The organism is Nostoc sp. (assembly GCF_036917355.1).
Taxonomy (GTDB): domain Bacteria; phylum Cyanobacteriota; class Cyanobacteriia; order Cyanobacteriales; family Nostocaceae; genus Nostoc.
Window position 1 is genome coordinate 23531 of the sequence record NZ_JBALDP010000084.1, and the last position, 19279, is coordinate 42809.

Genomic DNA, 19279 nt, shown 5'->3' on the forward strand with positions numbered 1-19279 from the left:
TAAATATACAAATACCAGGATAAAAATTGAACAGTTTTTGCACTAGATTCAAAGCGGATAAAAAATCGTTACGACAATAGTATTCCCACAGGGAAAGGTTAAATTCGTATATAAAGGTTGCAACGAACATCTCTACATCAAATAACCTGTTTATATTTCACGCTTTTGCATCCCCCTCATTGCAGCCTTGAGTTTACCCACCAAAGTTTTCATCGCCGATTCCTGTGGCTGGCGCGCTATAGGTTTTTGTTGTCCAAAGCCGTCAAACAATTCATTGAGCTTAACTGTAAAGCCTAAATACGCACCTCCCGCAGAACGTGTTCCTGAGAAATCTCGGTCATCAACTTTCCCAAAGACGTAACCAGCCGAAACGCGCAGGTTAGGCGTGAGGTAGTAGCCTGTTTCAAGAACAAAGCCTGTCTCACTGTAGCTAGACTGACTAATTACACGAGCCTCACCCACCAAATCCCAGCTATATCCCAAACGATAGGTAGCGCGTACTTGGGCCAGATTTACTGTGCTAGTACCGGCTAAATCGTTAGCTATATAAGAGGTGCTGTTACGCAAAGCATACTTCCCGTAGAATTCCCATTGCCAGTTGGGAGCGTAAATCGCTTCTAAAGCAAAGGTATGGTCTTGAGAACCCGTACCACTTCCTAACAGGATAGTCTCAGGGATGGTTGATGGATTTTGGCGATATTCATAACGCAACAAAGCATTAAATTTATCGCTATTGGGGTCGCGGTAGGCTAAACCCAACTTGAGGTTAGCAGTATCTCCCAATCCTGAAAGCTTTTGATTGGAAGAACCTGCTTGTTGATAACGTACTAAAGCTGTGAGAGCCGGAGAAATTTTACCCGCAGCACCTGCGGTAATTACTGTATTACTACCACCAGAAGAGGAACGATGTTCATAACGGACGCTAGCTTGAAACTGCGGATTATCACTGTATTCCAGCCCCACACTGTAGCTATCGCCACCATCAAACCCGATCGCAGATGCTGATTGACCAAAGGCATAAGGTTGGGCATATTGTTGACCTGCTGCCGTGCGTCCAAAGAAGTTGCCAAATACGTGTTCGTAAGCAACGTTCAGCCGCAATCCCGAAGCAATAGTCCAACGGTTATTTATACCAATTGCACCTTGGGTAGTCATTTCGTTAGCACCACCCAAAATTGAGTAGCGACCAGTCAAGGTAGTATCCGAACCGAGTTTGTGTTCGCCATTGACACTCAAGCTAGTGATGGAATTACCCGAATATTGACCGCTACTGTAATACTGTTGGGCCAGACTAACGCTGACACCAGGAATTACCGCCCAATTCAACCCCAAAATGGTACGGTCTGGGTAAACAGTATCTTTTTGGGAAGATAAGCTGAGTTCATTTTGGGCTTGGAAGGTCAGATTCTTAGCTAGAGGAACTGAAAAACGCGATCGCAATTGATCGGAATTACTACTCAAGCTACTGTCGGGGATACGGTCTTCCCGACGACGATGAATCCAATCCACATCCAGAGTAGCTTTACCCAAACGTTGTTGAATCCCAGCAGAAATCGTCGTCAGCGAATTATCAACTTTGCTTCCAGGTATCGCCTCATAACGCGGTGCAAACAGTTCTTCAAAGGTGTCTAGGGGTTGGGGAGCAATCCCAAAATTGTCTTCGTGGTCGTATTGCGCTCTGACGTTGGTAGTTGAGGTGAGTTTAGCTGTAACCTGCGCTCCATAACGGGTTTGTCCTGGGACAAAGCTGATAGTGGCATTATTGCCAAAACCAGTATCAGCAAAACGATAATAGGCACGACCTTGAATCCCATTAGTAATCTTTCCTTCAGCTTCTAAACGGTAAGCATCACCTCTGACCTTTCCCACAACATCAGAATCATTTGTGGAATGGGCATATTCTGCGATTAACTTACCGTTATCACCTAAAGCAATCAGCGCATCTGCGCCGTAGAGTTGAAAGTCACGCACCCCGTGATTTTCTTGAACGTAAGTTGCTCCTATCCAACTTTCCTGATTAAGTTTGCGGGAAAGATTATATTGCAAACGACCAGCATAGATGCTCCCGTCAGAGTCTTCGCTGTCATATTGATAGCTAACAACAATCCGACGTACCAACACTTGTCCGGTTCGATCGATATCGGTACGAAGAATCGGTTCGCGGAATAATAAAGTACCGCGATCGTAGTCGATTTCGTAGTCTGGTCCTCGGTTAAGTTGTTTGCGTTCTAATACAGTTCCAGGACGATTGAGTTCTTCTAACTCGATAAAGACATTTTCGCTACCTGCTTGTAATAGTCTGCGAGACAGGAAGTAATAGCCACTAGTACCATCAGGAGCAATAGTATCTCGTTGAAATCCTTCTAAGCGATCGCCATAGAAACCTGTAATTTGTAGGTTTCCTAAGTTGTAATTAGCCTTAAAACCGTGGAGTTGGCGAGTGATAGAAGTAAATTGCTGCGATCGCCGCGCAAATTCTTCTGTGTTATAGTCACCCCACATCGCATAATCAGGATCGGAGCCGGGGGTACGAGCTGAACGCTCAAAACGCAAAAATACACTGTCAATGGAAGGAGCAACTACATCAACTTTTGAGCTATCGCCGTAGACAGGATAGTTTTGCTCGCTGAATTGGTAAGTTCTAAACAGGCGATTATCGCAGTTGCAATCTTCATTGAGGCTACGAGAACTGTTGTATGCACCTGTAAATAACCATTCTCCGATCGCACCAGTGGCAAATATCGCTGAATGGAAATCTAATTGGGTTCCGTTGTTTTTGTCAGGAGGGAGGAAATCACGGAAACTGCCGTAATAATTTGTACCTCTAGCGCCCAAACGTAAATCTATTACTCCAGTAACTAAACTCGGACGCAATGCGGTTTCAAATTGTAGTTGAGTGAAGGCTTCTAAATCATTTGCGATCGCGCGAATTGTGACAGTTTCCGCCTTCAGTTGCGATCGCAACGTAGCTGTAAATTGCCCCGCTTTCGCCTCCACTTGAAATCCTGGTTCATCAGGCTTGAAGTCTTTCCCGACCAACTCCCCAGCAGTGGGTATGAGGGTGACAACAGCATCACGATTCGAGCGATTGCCACTTGCATCGATGAGTTGACCCCGGATTGTCGCCGTAGAACGTCCATCCGCCGGGATACGAGACTCCACTGTTTCTACAGTTAATTGCTGCGGCGCTCCCCGTACTGCAACTTGCACTGTTACAGGGGGTTCTGTTCCTCCAACAACCTGTGCAGAGATGGTGTTTGTACCTTCTTTCAACGATACACCATACCATGTCTGCGTTACTAAGTTGGTGGTAGCATCAGTTTCCGTCCGTCCCACTAAAGAAGGGTCTACCAACGCGCCATTTACCCGTAATTCCAGTTGACTACCAGCGGGAAACTGCACAATCACTGTGCTAGCTTGTACATCTACAACACTGTCAGCCGTCGGAGTCAGGATTTTAATTGCTGTAGAGATAGGGACAGTGGGGGACACGGGAAGATTTTCATTCACCCCTTGTCCCTTTGTCCCCGCGTCCTCTACTCCTGCAATCTTGCGTAATCCTCTAGGCAAACCTACAGAAGTTGCTGGTTGAAATGGTTGTATTTCTGTTGGAGAAGCATGAAACAGTGTCTCAGTATTTTTGCGTTCGTCGTTCTTGTTCTCTATTCCTACTGTTTTGCCTAAGTCTCTGGGCAAATCTACAGAAGTTTCTGGTTGAAATAGTTGTATTTCTGTTTCACTTGGCTGGACATCTGGAATTTCAGGAGCCGATGCTGAAGAAGTTGAGGCAAATTCGAGAGGTGGAGAATTTAAAGCCTCTCCCTTAGAAGAAGAGAGGTTTTCCAGATGCGCTGAAAAATCAGGATCTTCGACACTCTTTTCTGCTTGCGAAGGTGAATCAGGGAAAAGGAGATTTTCACTAGTGATTTCTGCTTTGACTATTGCAGGATACAAAACAAGGCAAAGAGCTACTGGCATTGCCCCCATCAATCTCAGGTTAAATGTAGTTAAACAGTGCAGTCTGGGTTTCATTTCTTGACTGGCTCCTGAAATGTTGGGGTTACAGCGAAGTTCATGCGTACTAAGCCACCAGGCTCTAAATGCACCAAGCGAGATTGGCTATTTCGTTCGCGGAATTTTTCGTTATGAGCTAGGGTGTAACCTCCTACACTGCTGAGGTCTAGTACACCTGTGTGGTATCCAGGTAAGGCATTAGCTAAGGAGAACAAACCATTAGGATCTGTAGTGATGCGGTTTCCATCCTCCAGAAAAATCACCGCATTTGGTACTCCAGGCTCACCACGCTGTTGTTCCCCGTCAAAGTTTTTATCAACAAACACTCGACCGATAATCGTGCCACAGTCAGAAACGATTCCTGGACGAATTTTCAATTGGTGAGTTGCTGGGCCATCCTTAGTACTAAAACGGTTATCAGCTCGTTGAGCATTAACGATCGCAGTGTTGCGACCAGTACCACGCAGCGCATCAGCTGTTATTTGAGCAGCGTAGGCAATATTCAAGACTTTCTCTGGGGAAATTGTTACGTCTGTGCGGAATGTCACTGTGTTACCGTTGCGTTCTGAAGCGATCGCGACTGGTTGACCATCTAGCTCTGCCTGCACAGATTTCGGTAAAAACTGGAATCCTAAAGGTAGGTCGTCGGTGACAAATATATTACTTAAACCAGCATCAGCGAGATTTTTTACCGACAGGCGGTAGATTACCGTATCTCCAGGTTCAGCAGTAGCGCGATCGCCTGTTTTGATAATCTGTAACTGATTGGCTTGACACAAATTTGTGGTGAATTCAAAGGCTAATAAATCCAGTCCCACCGTTTCTGCATTGGGAACTAAAACAACTGTTTGCTCTACTCTGGTTTCGCCTGTAAGACTGATTGGTTGACCATCTAGAGAAGTAGCAACATATCGCACGACACCATTAGCTTGTGTGCCATTATTAGCAAGGATTTCAATCTTGACCCGCCGCTGTTTATAGATAGAACTTGGTGGTGGATTAACTACGAAAATGTAGGTTCTACCTGGAGCGGTTTGACCCTTATTCGGATCGAGTAGGAAATTGTAGACACCCGCAGGGTTATTCGTAACGAAGTAGGGATTACTATTCTCAGTATTCGGCGATTTCCCACCAGGAACGTTGTTATTAGGAATATCTGGTAACTCTGTTCGAGTCAAAGTAACCAAACTGCCCAATTCTATCCCCGTTGGATCGCTAGAGTTCGGTTCGTAGACCCCAACTGAAAAACCTGTATAGTCAGGTAAAATTGTCCCAGCGCAACCTAAAATCCGTCCTAATGGATCGAGTAAGGGGATAGGACTAACATTAATTTGCTCAGAACTCCCTTGATATTGATCGTTGCTAGCAGAATCTGTATAAGTATAAGTAGCTTGATTTATTAATGGCACAGACGCAACCAGATTGTTAGTCTGTTGCGCGATCGCTGGCATAGAGATAGTAGTATGCAAAAAAGTTTCCAGAAGAACAGTAGCTGTTAACCGTCGCCACCAGCTACCGCTAGAAGTAATTTGCTTTTGGTTTTGAGGACGGCTCACCTAACACAATCTCCTCTGAAATGTCAAGCTTGTTGTTAATAAAAGCACTTATTTATTTGGGGAAATCCAGTTAAGCTAAAACTCTTTTAAAATCTCGTTTCCAGATGGAATCTAAAAATATTCTTGATTGCGGCTCTTTTCCGAGTTAGCAAAGCGGCGCGTTAATCAACGCACTTGGGTTTGATAAGTTGCCTTGACTGTTGTCTTCGCTGCAAGCGATGGAATCTGCAAACGGATATGAGTGTAAGCCGTGGCTGGGGCTGGTTTGGTTTCCACTTTGCCGCCAGGAAGAGTAACTTTAACAGTGGGATTTTCGACGAAGCTACGCCCACCATCAATGCTGTAAATAACTTTGGCATTTTTGGCGACATTGGTAGAATTCAGCACGTAGACCATTCCTTTGGGAATAGGTTGATTAAAAGTCAAATTTTTCACTGGGCGATCGCTCTTATTTTCGCCACTCAAGGTATATCGCAATACATCTCCTGGTCGCACCACAACTTGACCTTTCAAAGGTTCCCATTTTTGGCTTTGCTTACCTTGTTGATCCTGAGCCACCACTTGCTTTTCTGCCTCTAAACGCAATTGAATTTGCCCTTGAGTTTTGATATTCTGAGCAACAGCACTTTCTGAATGCCAGACTCCCGGAATTTGACCGACAAATGGAACTGTGGCAATGAGAGCGAATGCTCCTAAACCTGCAAAAGAAACACGCTTCATATAAATAACCTCAAAAAACTTCCAGAATGTAAATTGTTGACTTATCTTTCCCAGCTTTTGCTAAGAAAAAGTCACTCTGCTATTTGCTTGCTGTTTGGGGTTGAGGATCGGGTTAAACGGTTCGCAGACTCTTCTATACAAGAGTCTGCAAACTTCGGAGTTCCCAATCCCAACGAATTAGTTCACCTTGCGTTGGAAGGTAAATGTTCTTTGAATACCCGGTGCAATCGTGCCCGTGACAGTATCTATGTACTTAGCAACATCAGTGTTTGCCGTAGTTCCAGTTTGGTCGATACCAGAGCTAGTAGCTGGATTACCACTAAAGAATTGGATGGTTGCACTCCCGGAATCCTTTGCTGAACCAACAATGTTGCTAGTATCAATTTGACCGCTAGCATCGTTGTCTAATGCCCAGTTATTGGGGCTTTTCGTACCATCTTCAGTAATCACGACTTTGTTAGCATTCAAAATCACATTCCCAGTTCCAGATTGAGGATCGGAAATATTTGTGTATTGAATTTGGTACTCAATAATGTTCCCTGGTGCAGGCTTCTTCGGATCGATACTGAATGTGCCATCATTCCCTTGGACTACAGGCCCAGTACCTTGTAAAACTCGCGACACTTTCAGCAGTTTCAGGAAGCCAGTGTACACGCGATCGATAGTAGTGTTGGTTGAATCAAAGGTATTATCGTTGCCAGTATCCTTAATTCCATCACCGTTGGTATCTGTCGTATAATTGTCAATCGAAGCAATGATGGGTACTGGGAAGCCTTTACTAATATCAGTAGATAACTGCGTGCCTGGAGGTAAATCAATTTCTACACCATAGTTGATACTTGCACCAGGAGCAACGTTGGGGATTGTAATTGCTGCACCAGGTGTTGTAAATGCTCCATTAATATATGTATAGACAGCAGACTGACTACCGTAGGTAATAGTCACTTTCGTATTATTCGGTAAATCTCCTGGAATTGTTGGTGGCGTTGGCTCTATCTTCAAAACACCTGAGTCAGTACCACTGTTCTTAACTGTATTGGTGAAACCAACTGATTGTGGGTCAAGTGTACTACCAGGTGCTGTACCAGCAGGAACGAGAGAAGATTTGTTAGTGAAATCATCGTTGGTTCCACCTGATGGCCCAGTAGCATCCGGGGCATTTTGCGGCCCGTTGAGTAACGCTGAAGCAATAGGCGCTTGCACTGTGAAGACGTTCGCCTCACCACCTGTACCAGTACCACTGTTGTTATTACCTGCGTCAGTTCCAGTTTCTGGAGATGCTGGAGTATTAATATAGCCATCATCAACGTTACCGGGCGGTAGAGTATCGGGAATACCATCACCATTGGTATCTGTACCCGTAGGGGGTGTCATACTGCCTGGGGAACCGTCGTAGTTGCTGGGATTTTGGTCGCCAGAATCGTCGTATACTGGGAAATTGCTACTGGGTGTTTGACCAAACAATTGAGCGATATTAGCGACGGTTAAGGGTGAAGATGCAGTTGATTCAATGGCTAGCTGAATCGAGAAGCCATTCACCGTTGTACCAGGAGCGATGGAAGTAATAGTCGCTGGATTATTGATAAAACCAACGCGAGTAACTGAGGCCAAGGGTGGTGCTGTCGTAGTCCAACTCGCTGTATTAGCATTAGTTGTAACTGAATTAGTGGTATAGACAGTTTGCCAACCAGGAGGCGCAGTTGGTGCTGCTGCCAAATCTGTACCCAAAGGAATCGCATCAGAAACCAAGATATAAGTGCCAGCAACACCATTAACATTGATGCTTGTACCCGTCAAAGCTGATGGTGTAATTCCCTGTCCTGTGGGATCGTTGGACTCAACTCGCAAACTCAAATCGTAGGTCAATTTATCATCTGTAATCGCAGTTGTGCCAGCATTGTTATAAGCACTGCGAATCTTGAGAATAGTGGCTAAAGCATAGGTCTTCACCGTTAAACCAACCTTAATTTGCTCGGTGGCGCTAGCTTCCCGTGTACCATTAACTGGTGTGCCAGATACCTCACCAGCACTACCATCCGGGTTATCTACGGTGAATATGTCACCACCATCAGGACTCCGCAGTTGGTTTTGAGCATCACCAGGAGTATTACCAAGAGTAACGGTAATGACATCATTGGTTTGAGCGCCGGCTTGTACAGTTACTGGCACACGTACTAACACAGTACCGTTAACCGGAACAGAGGGTGTATCTACGCCACCTTGAGGGACGTTTATCCAAGTTTGACCACCATCAGTGCTATATTGCAGGCTATTAACTGTACCACCATTTGGTAATGTACCAGAAACTGTACCCGGCCCAGTTGTTGTCGCTTGGTTGGGAATGTGGAATTTGGTGGGGTCATTACCTACGTTGGTTAAGGTGTAGGTGTAGATTAGTAAGTCGCCAACTGCAACATTACCGCCATTGTTATCTGTGACTCCAGAAGCTGTGACGGTGATTCCAGCAACCTCTGCTACGGTGACAACGACAGTGTTAGAAGTGGCATTAATAGTTGTCCCTGGACTGTTGGGATCTTCGTAGGTTGCTGTTGCAGTGTTACTGATAGATGTACCCGCAGTCGTTCCGTCAGCTAATACGGGTGCGAGAAATTGGAAAAGGCTACCAGTTAATAATGCTGTTGCTACTAGAAATTGGTAAAGTTTATGCTGCTTATTTACAGATTGATTTCGATTTACCATAGAAGTAGTTTGTTTGCTGAACTTGTATCTCAGATTTTGAGACAGGATAAAGTTCGGCAATTCCCTTTAAGGAATTACCGATTATGGCTGCCCAAAACGTTGAAGTTTTGGGAATGCATATTTAAGGAGTTAAATTATTGGCACTCCTTGAAATTTATATTGAGACAATAACCAGAAATAACTTGTCTAGTTGTTTTACGCTTACCCTTGAGAATCAAAGCTGGCAATCGCAAATATGTGTAATTTATTACTGTATTTTGCTTAGTTAGAGATGTAAATAGCAATGTAGCTTTTAAAGCAAAAAAAATCTTCCGTATAAATAAGTAACTTCTATAGCTGTGAATGAGTGCATCAAAGCTGGAAAATTAACTTTATTTTGGCAACACACATAGTAATTTTAGTGGTTTAATAAGACGCTAAAAAGACTAAAACTTATATAATCAAATGTTTTTGAGTCTTTGTTGTCAGAAATATATACTGCTCTATAGAGTCATTTAGATCAAAAAAATTGAAAGTTAACTAAGCGATCTAGATCGCTTAAATAGGATAGCAATTTCAGTAAATGCAACTTTATCATAAAAAAATGCGATTTAATCATATTAATTTACCGTGTTAATGCTGAAGAAGGGAAGCTATTTTATTTTTTCATAACATTAAAGATATACGTGTAAATACTAAAAACAGAGATTACTAGTATTAAAGTTTTACAAGAATCATTCCTCTCAATACCAAACATACCCGACTAAAAATGTCGGGTATGTTTGACTGGTATTTTTGCTCGTGTTAGTATCAGGCGACAAGTGACAGACAAACAGGGAAAGCTAGTTTATGACTCAGGCAATCAAAACCCAAACCCAAACCCAAACCAGCACTGCCTACTTTCAAGCCTTGAAGTGTAAGGAATGTGGTGCGGAATATGAACTCAAAGCCAGTAATGTTTGTGAGTTATGTTTTGGCCCGTTAGAAGTCAAATATGACTACAATGCCCTACGTCTGACTGTCACTCGTGAAACAATTCAAGCTGGGCCCAATTCAATTTGGCGCTACCGTCCCTTTTTGCCTGTCGCAACTGACAATGTTATAGATGTGGGAACTGGTATGACTCCTCTAGTTCGTTCTCACCGTCTTGCCCGTCGCCTGGGTCTAAATAAGCTTTATATAAAAAATGATGCCGTGAATATGCCCACCCTGAGCTTTAAGGATCGGGTGGTGTCTGTCGCTCTATCCAGAGCGCGGGAGTTAGGATTCACTACTGTTTCTTGCGCTAGCACTGGTAATTTAGCAAATTCTACGGCGGCGATCGCAGCTCACGCCGGTTTAGACTGCTGTGTGTTCATCCCCGCAGATTTAGAAGCCGGTAAAATTCTCGGTAGCTTGATCTACAGTCCCACCCTCATGGCCGTCAAGGGCAACTACGATCAAGTCAATCGTCTCTGTTCGGAAGTTGCTAATACACATGGCTGGGGTTTTGTCAACATTAATCTGCGTCCTTATTACTCTGAAGGTTCTAAGACACTAGGTTTTGAAGTTGCGGAACAACTAGGCTGGGAACTACCCGATCATGTTGTTGCTCCCTTGGCATCTGGTTCGCTCTTTACAAAAATTTATAAAGGGTTCCAAGAATTTGTCGAAGTTGGTTTAGTAGAAAACAAGAGCGTCCGTTTCAGCGGTGCTCAAGCTGAAGGTTGTTCGCCCATCGCCCAAGCCTTCAAAGAAGGACGCGACTTTATTAAACCAGTTAAACCGAATACAATTGCGAAATCGCTAGCGATCGGCAATCCAGCAGACGGTATTTATGCTGTGGAGCTAGCTCAGAAGACTGGTGGTAACATTGAATCAGTCAATGATGCCGAAATTATTGATGGCATCAAGCTGCTGGCAGAAACCGAAGGCATCTTCACAGAAACGGCTGGTGGTACAACCGTGGCCGTGCTGAAAAAACTGGTAGAAGCTGGCAAAATTGATCCAGATGAAACTACGGTGATTTACATCACTGGTAATGGTCTGAAAACTCAAGAAGCAATCCAAGGCTACGTTGGCGAACCCTTGACTATTGATGCGAAACTCGATAGTTTTGAACGTGCCCTAGAGCGATCGCGTACTCTCGATCGCTTGGAATGGCAACAAGTTCTCGTTTAGTTAGGAGTTAGGAGTTATGAGTTTTTTATATTCATAACTCTTTGCTCTTAATTTTATTCCTAACTCTCCACTCTTCACTTTTTACTTCTATGGCTGTAAAAGTTTTAGTTCCTACGACTCTTCAGAGTTTTACTAATAATCAAGCTACTTTAGAATCCAGCGGTAACACTATTGCTGAATTGTTAGATTCCTTAGAACAAAGCTTTCCTGGCATTAAATCCCGGTTGTGCGATGAGCAAGGTAAGCTACGTCGGTTTGTAAATTTTTACGTCGATAGCGAAGATATTCGCCATTTAGATGGTATAAATACAACACTTAAAGATGGCGATGAAGTAAGTATTGTCCCAGCTGTCGCTGGTGGTTAGGGACTTCCAGTTAAAAAAATATCCCGTCGTAGGGGCGCAAAGCCTTGCGCCCCTAGTGTTACTCGCAGCAAGTATGATGTAGCCAGCATTTCCAGAGAAATATAGGTGGAAATAAGATTTTCTCCCATTCATCTTTTGGCTTAATTTGATACTAACTAAGTAATGTCGCACAACTTATCTTGTGGGACTGTTTTTACCTAACTAACTATACAGAAATGATCTGGGCAAGTCTTTGTTGCCAAGATTCATTGTTATCAATAGTTAAAATAATCCGCTTGTAGGATTCATCTCGCAATTCAATGGTTAAATAATTTGTCTCTCGATTCACATACCAAAACTCTTTACCTCGGTTAGTGTAATAAGTTCCAGCTTTAATCACTCCAGGAATAAAGCTACCAGGGGCACGTAATTCTCGCCAATTACTTTGGGGTTCGGCTGTTGTAACTTGTTCAATATGGGCTAATGATATTTCCCAAAGCTTATTCAAACGAACAGCTAGCAGTTGCTCTTTAAATGTAAATTCTATCTGCAATGTATCATCAACTATATTTAGGTTCATGATGAAATTTTTCGTAAGTAATTTTTTATCTAATATTACCCACAAAATGCTGATAAAAATATCCCATTACAGAGAAATTAATATTCAGTGTTTTATGGGTAAGTATTTGGCAATTTGGCAGATTGTGATTAGAGTATCTTGATATATTGCAGAAATTACCAAGATGTTTTTACTTAATTATACAAAAGGCGGCCTAACCCCCGTCTTTTTTATTGCTAATTATTAGGCTACGACAGATTAATCTTATATTTTAGGTATTCGGTGATACTGGGAAAACCGTATCAGGTATCAGCATATTTGCACACATCCTATAGGAAGATGCCCTATGAATACAATAATGAGTAAATTAGTTTGGGATGTTGTTATGCACTGGATTTATATAGAGGTTTGACTCACAGCCAAACCTTTTTTATATCTATTCAAAATCTCGCATGGGTCGTTAAAAAAGAGATTTTTAATGTTTTTTGCGCCCAGTTAGATGTCATTATCTTAAGTTATATAATTTATTTGCAAGCAGAATTAAAAACTAAAAGTACTACGCAGAATGCCGATAGTAACTGAGTCACTATCTGGGGTATTACCAGGCTGGATAAGATGAATTATTCCTGGTGTAATGCTGATATTATTTGTTAACTGAAAACGATAAAATGCTTCAATTTGAGTGGTCGTACCTGGTTGTCCACCTGCACGTCCTAAACCTGTATTGATAAAATCAGGGACATTATTCCCTACAGGTAAGTCGCTACTAGTGATTTTAGGAGGTTGACCGACATAAATTCCTCCTAAATTTCCTTTAGCAAATAAATCAGGAAAATTTAGAAACACCATATAATTTGTCGTTTCTACACTTCCCGATTGCCCAGGAATATAAGATTTAGTATAACCACCCCACGCACCTGCGCTAATGCGGGGAGAAATTTGCCAAGTGAGAGTCGCACCTATCGCGTTAGTTTGTAGGGGTGCTGATTTGCCAGTGGTAGTATTAACTGTAGTTAAGCATTCATCACCAACAAAGGTTAGCAAACAACCATCGGAAGCGTAATTGTTAACATAATACAAACTTAAATCTAGAGTATCGGTTGGTGTTAGCAGTAGTTGCACACCTGTAGTAGTGGTTCCATCAAATAAACCGCTACCTTTACCAGGATTTCCTGGGTTATAACTAGTATAAATAGCCTGCAAACTAGCACGTTTAGCAAATTGCCAATCAATAGCTATACCGCCGTGACCATATCCCATATTTAAAATTGGGTTTCTTTGGGCAAAATAAGATAATGGCCCTGTTGCAGCACTTTCTACCCGATTGGGGCCTCGGAAAGCAGCTGGCATACTTACGCCTTCTGTTCCTACCATTACTGCTAATTTATTTGTCACCAGCCAATGAAAATTTAGGTCACTGACAATCAAGCTATCTGTAGGAAATTCGTAGCCAAGTAAAACATCATTTCGGGAAACACTATTGGTAAATCTAGGTGTAGTTTTTCCGTTACCATCTAAAAGACCTGTAAACAAGTAACTACTAGGAGTGATTTGACTAGTCAAATACAGCTGTGCCAGAGATATAACATTAACATTTGTCCCGGCATCATCTGTATCTTTTTGTCCATCTCTAGGATTAACATCACCACGATTGTTAGTTCGTCCTTGAATGCCAACTATCAGTAGTCCACTGAGTTTAGTTGTTGTTGAGAATTGGTTGGCTTCAATTTCAGCAGTTTTGGCTTCTAAATTATCGACACGACCCCGCAAAGTTGCTAATTCAGGAGCAAATTCTGACTGTAATTTTTGTAATATTGCTAAATCTTCGCGAGTGACTAAATCGCTGGTGGCTGTAGCGATTAATTCGTTAACTCTATCTAAACAAGCGTTTACACCCGCAGCAAATTCATACCGAGTTAAGGCGCGATTACCGCGATAGTTGCTATCTGGATAGCCGGCTATACAACCATAACGTTCTACCAAAGACTGCAAGGCTTGGAATGCCCAATCGTTGGGTTGTACATCCTTGAGTTGAGATACCGATGTAACTTGGGACATCGGTTCTTCTGGGGAGAGGGAGGAAGATGAGGGAATAATATTATCACCCTTAACTCCTATCTCCTGAGTAGTTTCTGGATTGATGTACTCTTGTGCTAATGCTTTTTGTGCAACTCCATTTATTCCCGCAATTAGTAACCATGCGAGCATCCAGGTTTTGCGATGACTGCGGCTAATAAGTCTACCTTTCAATTTTTTACACTCTGCTCACATACTTAAGTGAAGAGTGTATTCGCGATCATCTAAAGTTCACATGGGGACATTTACGGATTTTGTCCCAAATTAGACTTAATGCTTCTGGGCAACTTTTGAAAGGGCGAGTATAACAGGGTATTGGGGAATGGAGACTGGGGACTAGGAAAGAGTTTCTCAATCCCTAATCCTCAATTCTCTAATCCCGAATCTATGGCAAATCGTTCACGCAAGCTGAAGCCAAAAGCCTCTAAACTAAATCAACCTCGTGCTGGTGCGATGAAACGCGTCGCTAAAAAACCCCAGAAAAAGCTAAAACTAGGAAGTTGGTTGTCGTCAATATTAGCGATCGCAATTATCTTAAGTAGTGCTAGTCTAATTATGGCTTTTGCCTGGATTAGTGTTCTCTTCATCTTCAATCCAGACGAAGTAAGCTGGCTAAATAAAATTTTACCTGCATGGGCACAAATTCCCCTTGGTAAACACGAACGCCCCCAAACTCTCAAACAAATTCAACTCGATTTGAGTAAAAAAAACCAAATATTTGGGGAAACTCTGCCTTTATATCAGGATGTGAAAACCTCATTTTTACTACCAGTTTTTCAACAACGTGCTAATTGTCAATCTGATTGTGAAGAACTGGTGGAACTCAGGGTTTACGAGCGCTCAAAAGAGTTAGAGTTTAAATCTCAGTCAGAAAATTACTACTATCTAACGACTCAATTACCTGTAACTGGCCCAGATGAATCCTTTGTGATTTCTTCTCTGCTTGATGGAACATCAGAACCCCAGGATATCAGTATTCCCCTACCTTTAACTGAAGTGCAACGTTTTGAAGGTAAGACACCATCATCAGGGGTTTGGTTTGATTTGCGCGGTAAACGCCAACAAGGAACTAGTTCTATCCGCTACGGTTACGTCGTATACTACAATCCAGAACGCACGAATTTACTACAAATGTTGTCTTGGACTAGTCCTAATGGACAATTGCCCAAATGGCAGCAGGTAACTGGTGATGCTACAAAAGAGTTAGTTGTCGATCAAACAGTGGGTTTAGAACCGCACTTACAGGTTTACCAAGTCAAACCTTTGAAGTTATTCCTCAAACCAATTCAATTGGAGGCAATTAGTCTCAAATCATCGACCTTCAATGATTCTGGATACCAAAGTGCCCTGTCAATTGCTCGTAGTGGATTGTGGACACCAGCCTTTGAATGGTTGAAATTTATCAAGAAACAGCGCAAAGGAGTTTTACCAGAAGCGGCGCAAGCACAAATGGATTTGATTCGCTTGCATTCTCAACTTACTAAAACCCAAGCCCAGAAAATTTGGGCAAGTCCTAGTCAAGAAGTGCTGGCAGATTTGATTGATGGTCGCTGGGAGAAAGCTTTACAGGTGTTTGAAGCGTCGCCACATAATGCCCAAGAAATTGCTACTCTACTCAAAGCTGATGAAAAACGGTTATGGAATCGCATAGCAGCAGCGTTGCAGGTGAACCCAAATAGACGAGAGGTACAAGCTTGGTTCGCGCTGATTTTAGCAGTGCAGCGGGGAAAAGGACATGCTAATTCTTGGTTAAAGGCGCAACCAAAAGTTACCAAAGAGAATCTTACCTATATTCAAGATTTGTTGGCAAGACTCAATGGTAAGGGGACATCGCAAATATCCTCTACTCACCCTAGTCAGATTGTTGGTACGGTGCAACCAATTACTCAAGTTACCAATACCGAATGGCTGCAACCAAATTCCCAAGCAGATTTGAAACTGATGGATAACCAAGTTTGGTATCAGGTGGAGGTGAGTGCATTTAATGACGGGAAACGTTGGCTCAATTTTCCTTTTGAAAATTTCAACCCTCCGAAAACTGACGCCGCCAAATTTTTCTGGAAAACTTTGGGAATCACTTCTGACCCGGAAATCCAGATTGTAATCTGGTTGCCTAACGGAGAACAAAAAATCACTATAGCTGCTATCAAAGCAGTGCAAGTACGGGGTAAAATTTTGCGCCTATTAGCTGCTGGCCCAAAAATTCCAGATAATCAAAACGATGTTCTCCAACCCAAACCTTTAGCTTTGACAAATGCAGCACTGGAATGGGTGCAACCATCTCCTATTACTCTACGAGAACTGCATCAACAAAATCCCCAAGGGGTGAAAGTAATACTATCGAGTCTGTGGCAATCTTTACAAAAATCCGATGAAGTTCCGGCTGGTGCTATTCCTAGCTTTGAACAGATGCAGGAAAAATTGGGTGATTGGCCCGTTCAAGTGATTGATTTAACAAATAACGCTCAATCAGAAATAATCCTGACTATCTCACCAGAAGCAATAGCATCCTTGAATCAGGCGACACCCGAAATTCAGGGAGAAAACACAGAACAGCGCCGCGACCGGACTATAATTTTGTCTGATGTAAATAAAGTCATTTACACTGATTTTACAGGAAATTACTTACAAAGACTCTCTGCGATCGCCAAGCTTTCTGGGGTGCAATCCTTAGCTTTACTAGTAGAAAATGCTCATAACTACAGTTTGAGGCGCTGGTCAGAGAAAAATCAGCGCTTTGAATAACGCACCCCTGACTCAAATTTCCCCTTGACTCAAATTTAAATTAAAGAGGGGAAAAGCGTAGGCGTAGCCCTTCGGCTGCGCTCAGGAACCAACCGTCGTAGACATCGCTATCTAAAAGACTGACTTATTCTTCTTTTTGGTTGGTTTCGGCTAGACGTTGGTGCTTCAGGTTTTCCAACTGCTGCAACAAAGAGTCTACCTCTGCTTGTAAATGCATCAATTTAGCTTGCTGATCGTCTTGATAATAAGACTTGGTTAACTTACTGACCCAGGCAGTCTGGGACTCGCGATCGGAAACACTAGATAAATAAGTAGGCATCGCTAATTCAATCCACTATTTAACTCACACCATTAGAAATATTATAATAATGCTCTTTTAAGCTTTATTAAATTATTGTATATTTTCAATCAATTACTCTAATGGATTTTGGGTTCAATCATAAAAGACGGTGATTAGTATGGCTGTGTTCCAAAAAAACACTGACCCAAGTATGTAAAGCATCTTTCCACTGGAAGGTACTTAGGAATAATTAATTTATACTCTGTCAATTATGGTTGTACAAACAATTATCGCTGTTTTCGAGGAATTTACGCAAGAAATTTATGTAGACTATATCAAGAATTACGCTAAATGATGAAAAAACGTAGGGCGAAGCACTTGCACTTGGTGCAGTCTCTCGTAGGAAAGGGAGGTGAAAGGCTAATATCAAAAAGAGACAGCCTCTTAAGTATTTTCCTATCTTCGTTGAAACACATAGGGTGGGAAAATACATAGATGCGATTGACTAAAATAATCCACTAAGCGCGACTTAAACCACGGAGAAATAAGAGTTTTAGAGAGTTATGACGTAAGTCTAATATGGGAATAAGGTTTGATTTCTGAATTTACTTCTATAGACAGTGAACACAGAATAAGGAATAGGATAAATACGTACTCAGTCTTGTTCAAAAATCAAATAAGAGTCCTATAGATTTACAGATGATTTTTCACCTTGTCAGTCTCCTTTAAGGTAATTTGTTGAACCGAAGGTCGCCGTGGCGGTTTATGATAAATTAACGTTCTAAATAAAAATAGCAAGTGAAACGCCTGCACCACAAAAAATAATATTCTTAACAAGATTCTTTGGGATTAGGGAACTCTGAACAGGCAACTGGTAACGAAAAATCTACTTTCTTCCTCTTTCCCATTTTGCGCTTCCCGATCCCACCCTTTCTAAAATATCCAATCCTTACATTAAGAAATTTTAAATCCCGTGACTTTGAGCCTGTCTGTTGCTACATCTCATCGCCAACCCTGGCCCGGACTGATAGAAGCCTATCGCGAATACTTGCCTGTCAGCGAAAAAACACCGATTGTGACTCTGTTGGAGGGCAACACACCTCTAATACCAGCGCCAGCGATCGCAGAACGCATTGGCAGACAAGTACGGGTTTTTGTAAAATATGATGGTCTGAATCCCACCGGCAGCTTCAAAGACCGGGGGATGACTATGGCAATTTCCAAGGCCAAGGAAGCAGGGGCAAAAGCAGTAATTTGTGCCAGCACGGGCAACACCTCAGCCGCCGCCGCCGCTTATGCCAGACGGGGAGGCATGAATGCCTTTGTATTGATTCCCGACGGTTATGTGGCGCTGGGTAAGTTAGCTCAAGCGTTGTTGTACGGCGCAGAAGTATTGGCAATTAAAGGTAATTTTGACCAAGCTCTAGAAATTGTCCGCGAGATGGCCGAAAGCTATCCGATCACTTTGGTGAATTCGGTCAATCCCTACAGGCTAGAAGGACAAAAAACAGGAGCCTTTGAAATTGTCGATGCATTGGGTGATGCACCAGACTGGTTGTGTATTCCCGTGGGCAATGCCGGCAACATCACGGCATATTGGATGGGCTTTTGTCAATATCATCAAGCCAGAAAGTGCGATCGCTTACCCAAGATGATGGGATTCCAAGCCGCAGGAGCAGCCCCCTTGGTACACGGTAAGCCAGTGGCGCATCCCGAAACTCTAGCGACAGCAATTCGCATTGGCAACCCTGCAAGTTGGGAATTAGCGATCGCAGCCCAAACCGCCAGTCAGGGAAATTTCCACGCCGTCACCGATGCAGAAATTCTCGATGCTTATCGACTTTTGGCAGCATCAGAAGGTATCTTCTGCGAACCTGCTAGCGCCGCTTCTGTCGCTGGGTTGTTGCAGGTGAAAGACCAAGTTCCCACAGGGGCGACAGTCGTTTGTGTTCTCACAGGCAATGGTCTAAAAGACCCAGATACAGCGATTAAACACAATCACAGTCAATTTCAACAAGGTATCGCGGCGGAACTGGGCGCAGTAGCCAAGGCAATGGGATTTTAAGGTATTGGGCATTGGGCATCGGGCATTGGGCATCGGGCATTGGGCATTGGGCATTGGTTATTTCTCCCTTATGCTCCCCTG

Annotated in this window: 12 protein-coding genes; 4 read left to right on the forward strand and 8 right to left on the reverse strand. The window is 42.9% G+C overall.

Annotation, left to right across the window (positions count from 1 at the left end; translation table 11 throughout):
- Positions 1–150: 150 nt before the first annotated feature.
- The 4 genes from V7K53_RS26665 to V7K53_RS26680 all read right to left on the reverse strand — a co-directional run bounded on the left by V7K53_RS26665 (position 151) and on the right by V7K53_RS26680 (position 8990).
- A complete protein-coding gene (locus V7K53_RS26665; RefSeq protein WP_335200521.1) occupies positions 151–4032 on the reverse strand; it encodes a TonB-dependent receptor in 3882 nt (1293 codons plus the stop codon).
- Positions 4029–5465, reverse strand: coding sequence for a hypothetical protein (locus V7K53_RS26670; protein ID WP_335200567.1), 1437 nt, complete (start codon positions 5463–5465; stop codon positions 4029–4031). The genes V7K53_RS26665 and V7K53_RS26670 overlap by 4 nt, the downstream gene beginning before the upstream one ends.
- A 270-nt stretch (positions 5466–5735) precedes the next feature.
- Complete coding sequence (locus tag V7K53_RS26675; RefSeq protein WP_335200522.1) at positions 5736–6290, reverse strand: hypothetical protein; 555 nt, start codon at positions 6288–6290, stop codon at positions 5736–5738.
- Between the two features lie 177 nt (positions 6291–6467).
- Positions 6468–8990 carry a beta strand repeat-containing protein gene (locus tag V7K53_RS26680; protein ID WP_335200523.1) on the reverse strand — a complete coding sequence of 841 codons (2523 nt, stop codon included), beginning with the start codon at positions 8988–8990 and terminating at the stop codon, positions 6468–6470.
- Positions 8991–9818: 828 nt separating this feature from the next.
- Here V7K53_RS26680 and thrC (V7K53_RS26685) point away from each other — a divergent pair.
- Together thrC (V7K53_RS26685) and V7K53_RS26690 are read left to right on the forward strand one after the other, a co-directional pair.
- Positions 9819–11129, forward strand: a complete 1311-nt coding sequence (gene thrC / locus V7K53_RS26685; protein ID WP_335005004.1) for a threonine synthase — start codon at positions 9819–9821, stop codon at positions 11127–11129.
- 89 nt (positions 11130–11218) lie between these two features.
- On the forward strand, positions 11219–11494 hold the full coding sequence (locus V7K53_RS26690; protein ID WP_289795521.1) for a ubiquitin-like small modifier protein 1: 276 nt from the start codon (positions 11219–11221) through the stop codon (positions 11492–11494).
- Here V7K53_RS26690 and V7K53_RS26695 read toward each other — a convergent pair.
- The 3 genes from V7K53_RS26695 to V7K53_RS26705 form a co-directional block, all read right to left on the reverse strand.
- Positions 11491–11622 carry a hypothetical protein gene (locus tag V7K53_RS26695; RefSeq protein WP_335200524.1) on the reverse strand — a complete coding sequence of 44 codons (132 nt, stop codon included), beginning with the start codon at positions 11620–11622 and terminating at the stop codon, positions 11491–11493. The two genes, V7K53_RS26690 and V7K53_RS26695, sit on opposite strands and share 4 nt — an antisense overlap.
- A gap of 77 nt (positions 11623–11699) precedes the next feature.
- A complete protein-coding gene (locus V7K53_RS26700; RefSeq protein ID WP_335200525.1) occupies positions 11700–12053 on the reverse strand; it encodes a hypothetical protein in 354 nt (117 codons plus the stop codon).
- Between the two features lie 519 nt (positions 12054–12572).
- Positions 12573–14240, reverse strand: a complete 1668-nt coding sequence (locus V7K53_RS26705; protein ID WP_335200568.1) for an iron uptake porin — start codon at positions 14238–14240, stop codon at positions 12573–12575.
- Between the two features lie 255 nt (positions 14241–14495).
- On the opposite strand from V7K53_RS26705, the gene V7K53_RS26710 reads away from it, so the two are divergent.
- Entirely contained in the window at positions 14496–16853 is a 2358-nt protein-coding gene (locus V7K53_RS26710; RefSeq protein ID WP_335200526.1) for a hypothetical protein, read from the forward strand.
- 124 nt (positions 16854–16977) lie between these two features.
- On the opposite strand, the gene V7K53_RS26715 is transcribed toward V7K53_RS26710, so the two are convergent.
- The gene (locus V7K53_RS26715; RefSeq protein ID WP_194041136.1) at positions 16978–17172 is read right to left on the reverse strand and encodes a hypothetical protein; all 195 of its coding nucleotides are present in this window, start codon (positions 17170–17172) and stop codon (positions 16978–16980) included.
- 934 nt (positions 17173–18106) lie between these two features.
- On the opposite strand from V7K53_RS26715, the gene thrC (V7K53_RS26720) reads away from it, so the two are divergent.
- Positions 18107–19198, forward strand: a complete 1092-nt coding sequence (gene thrC / locus V7K53_RS26720) for a threonine synthase (RefSeq protein WP_335200527.1) — start codon at positions 18107–18109, stop codon at positions 19196–19198.
- The last annotated feature ends 81 nt before the right edge of the window (positions 19199–19279 follow it).

Bases quoted from the DNA above. Each gene is read 5' to 3' on its own strand.
- V7K53_RS26665 (WP_335200521.1), bottom strand. From the start codon at position 4,032: ATGAAACCCAGACTGCACTGTTTAACTACATTTAACCTGAGATTGATG.
- V7K53_RS26670 (WP_335200567.1), bottom strand. From the start codon at position 5,465: ATGCCAGCGATCGCGCAACAGACTAACAATCTGGTTGCGTCTGTGCCA.
- V7K53_RS26675 (WP_335200522.1), bottom strand. From the start codon at position 6,290: ATGAAGCGTGTTTCTTTTGCAGGTTTAGGAGCATTCGCTCTCATTGCC.
- V7K53_RS26680 (WP_335200523.1), bottom strand. From the start codon at position 8,990: ATGGTAAATCGAAATCAATCTGTAAATAAGCAGCATAAACTTTACCAA.
- thrC (WP_335005004.1), top strand. From the start codon at position 9,819: ATGACTCAGGCAATCAAAACCCAAACCCAAACCCAAACCAGCACTGCC.
- V7K53_RS26690 (WP_289795521.1), top strand. From the start codon at position 11,219: ATGGCTGTAAAAGTTTTAGTTCCTACGACTCTTCAGAGTTTTACTAAT.
- V7K53_RS26695 (WP_335200524.1), bottom strand. From the start codon at position 11,622: ATGGGAGAAAATCTTATTTCCACCTATATTTCTCTGGAAATGCTGGCT.
- V7K53_RS26700 (WP_335200525.1), bottom strand. From the start codon at position 12,053: ATGAACCTAAATATAGTTGATGATACATTGCAGATAGAATTTACATTT.
- V7K53_RS26705 (WP_335200568.1), bottom strand. From the start codon at position 14,240: ATGCTCGCATGGTTACTAATTGCGGGAATAAATGGAGTTGCACAAAAA.
- V7K53_RS26710 (WP_335200526.1), top strand. From the start codon at position 14,496: ATGGCAAATCGTTCACGCAAGCTGAAGCCAAAAGCCTCTAAACTAAAT.
- V7K53_RS26715 (WP_194041136.1), bottom strand. From the start codon at position 17,172: ATGCCTACTTATTTATCTAGTGTTTCCGATCGCGAGTCCCAGACTGCC.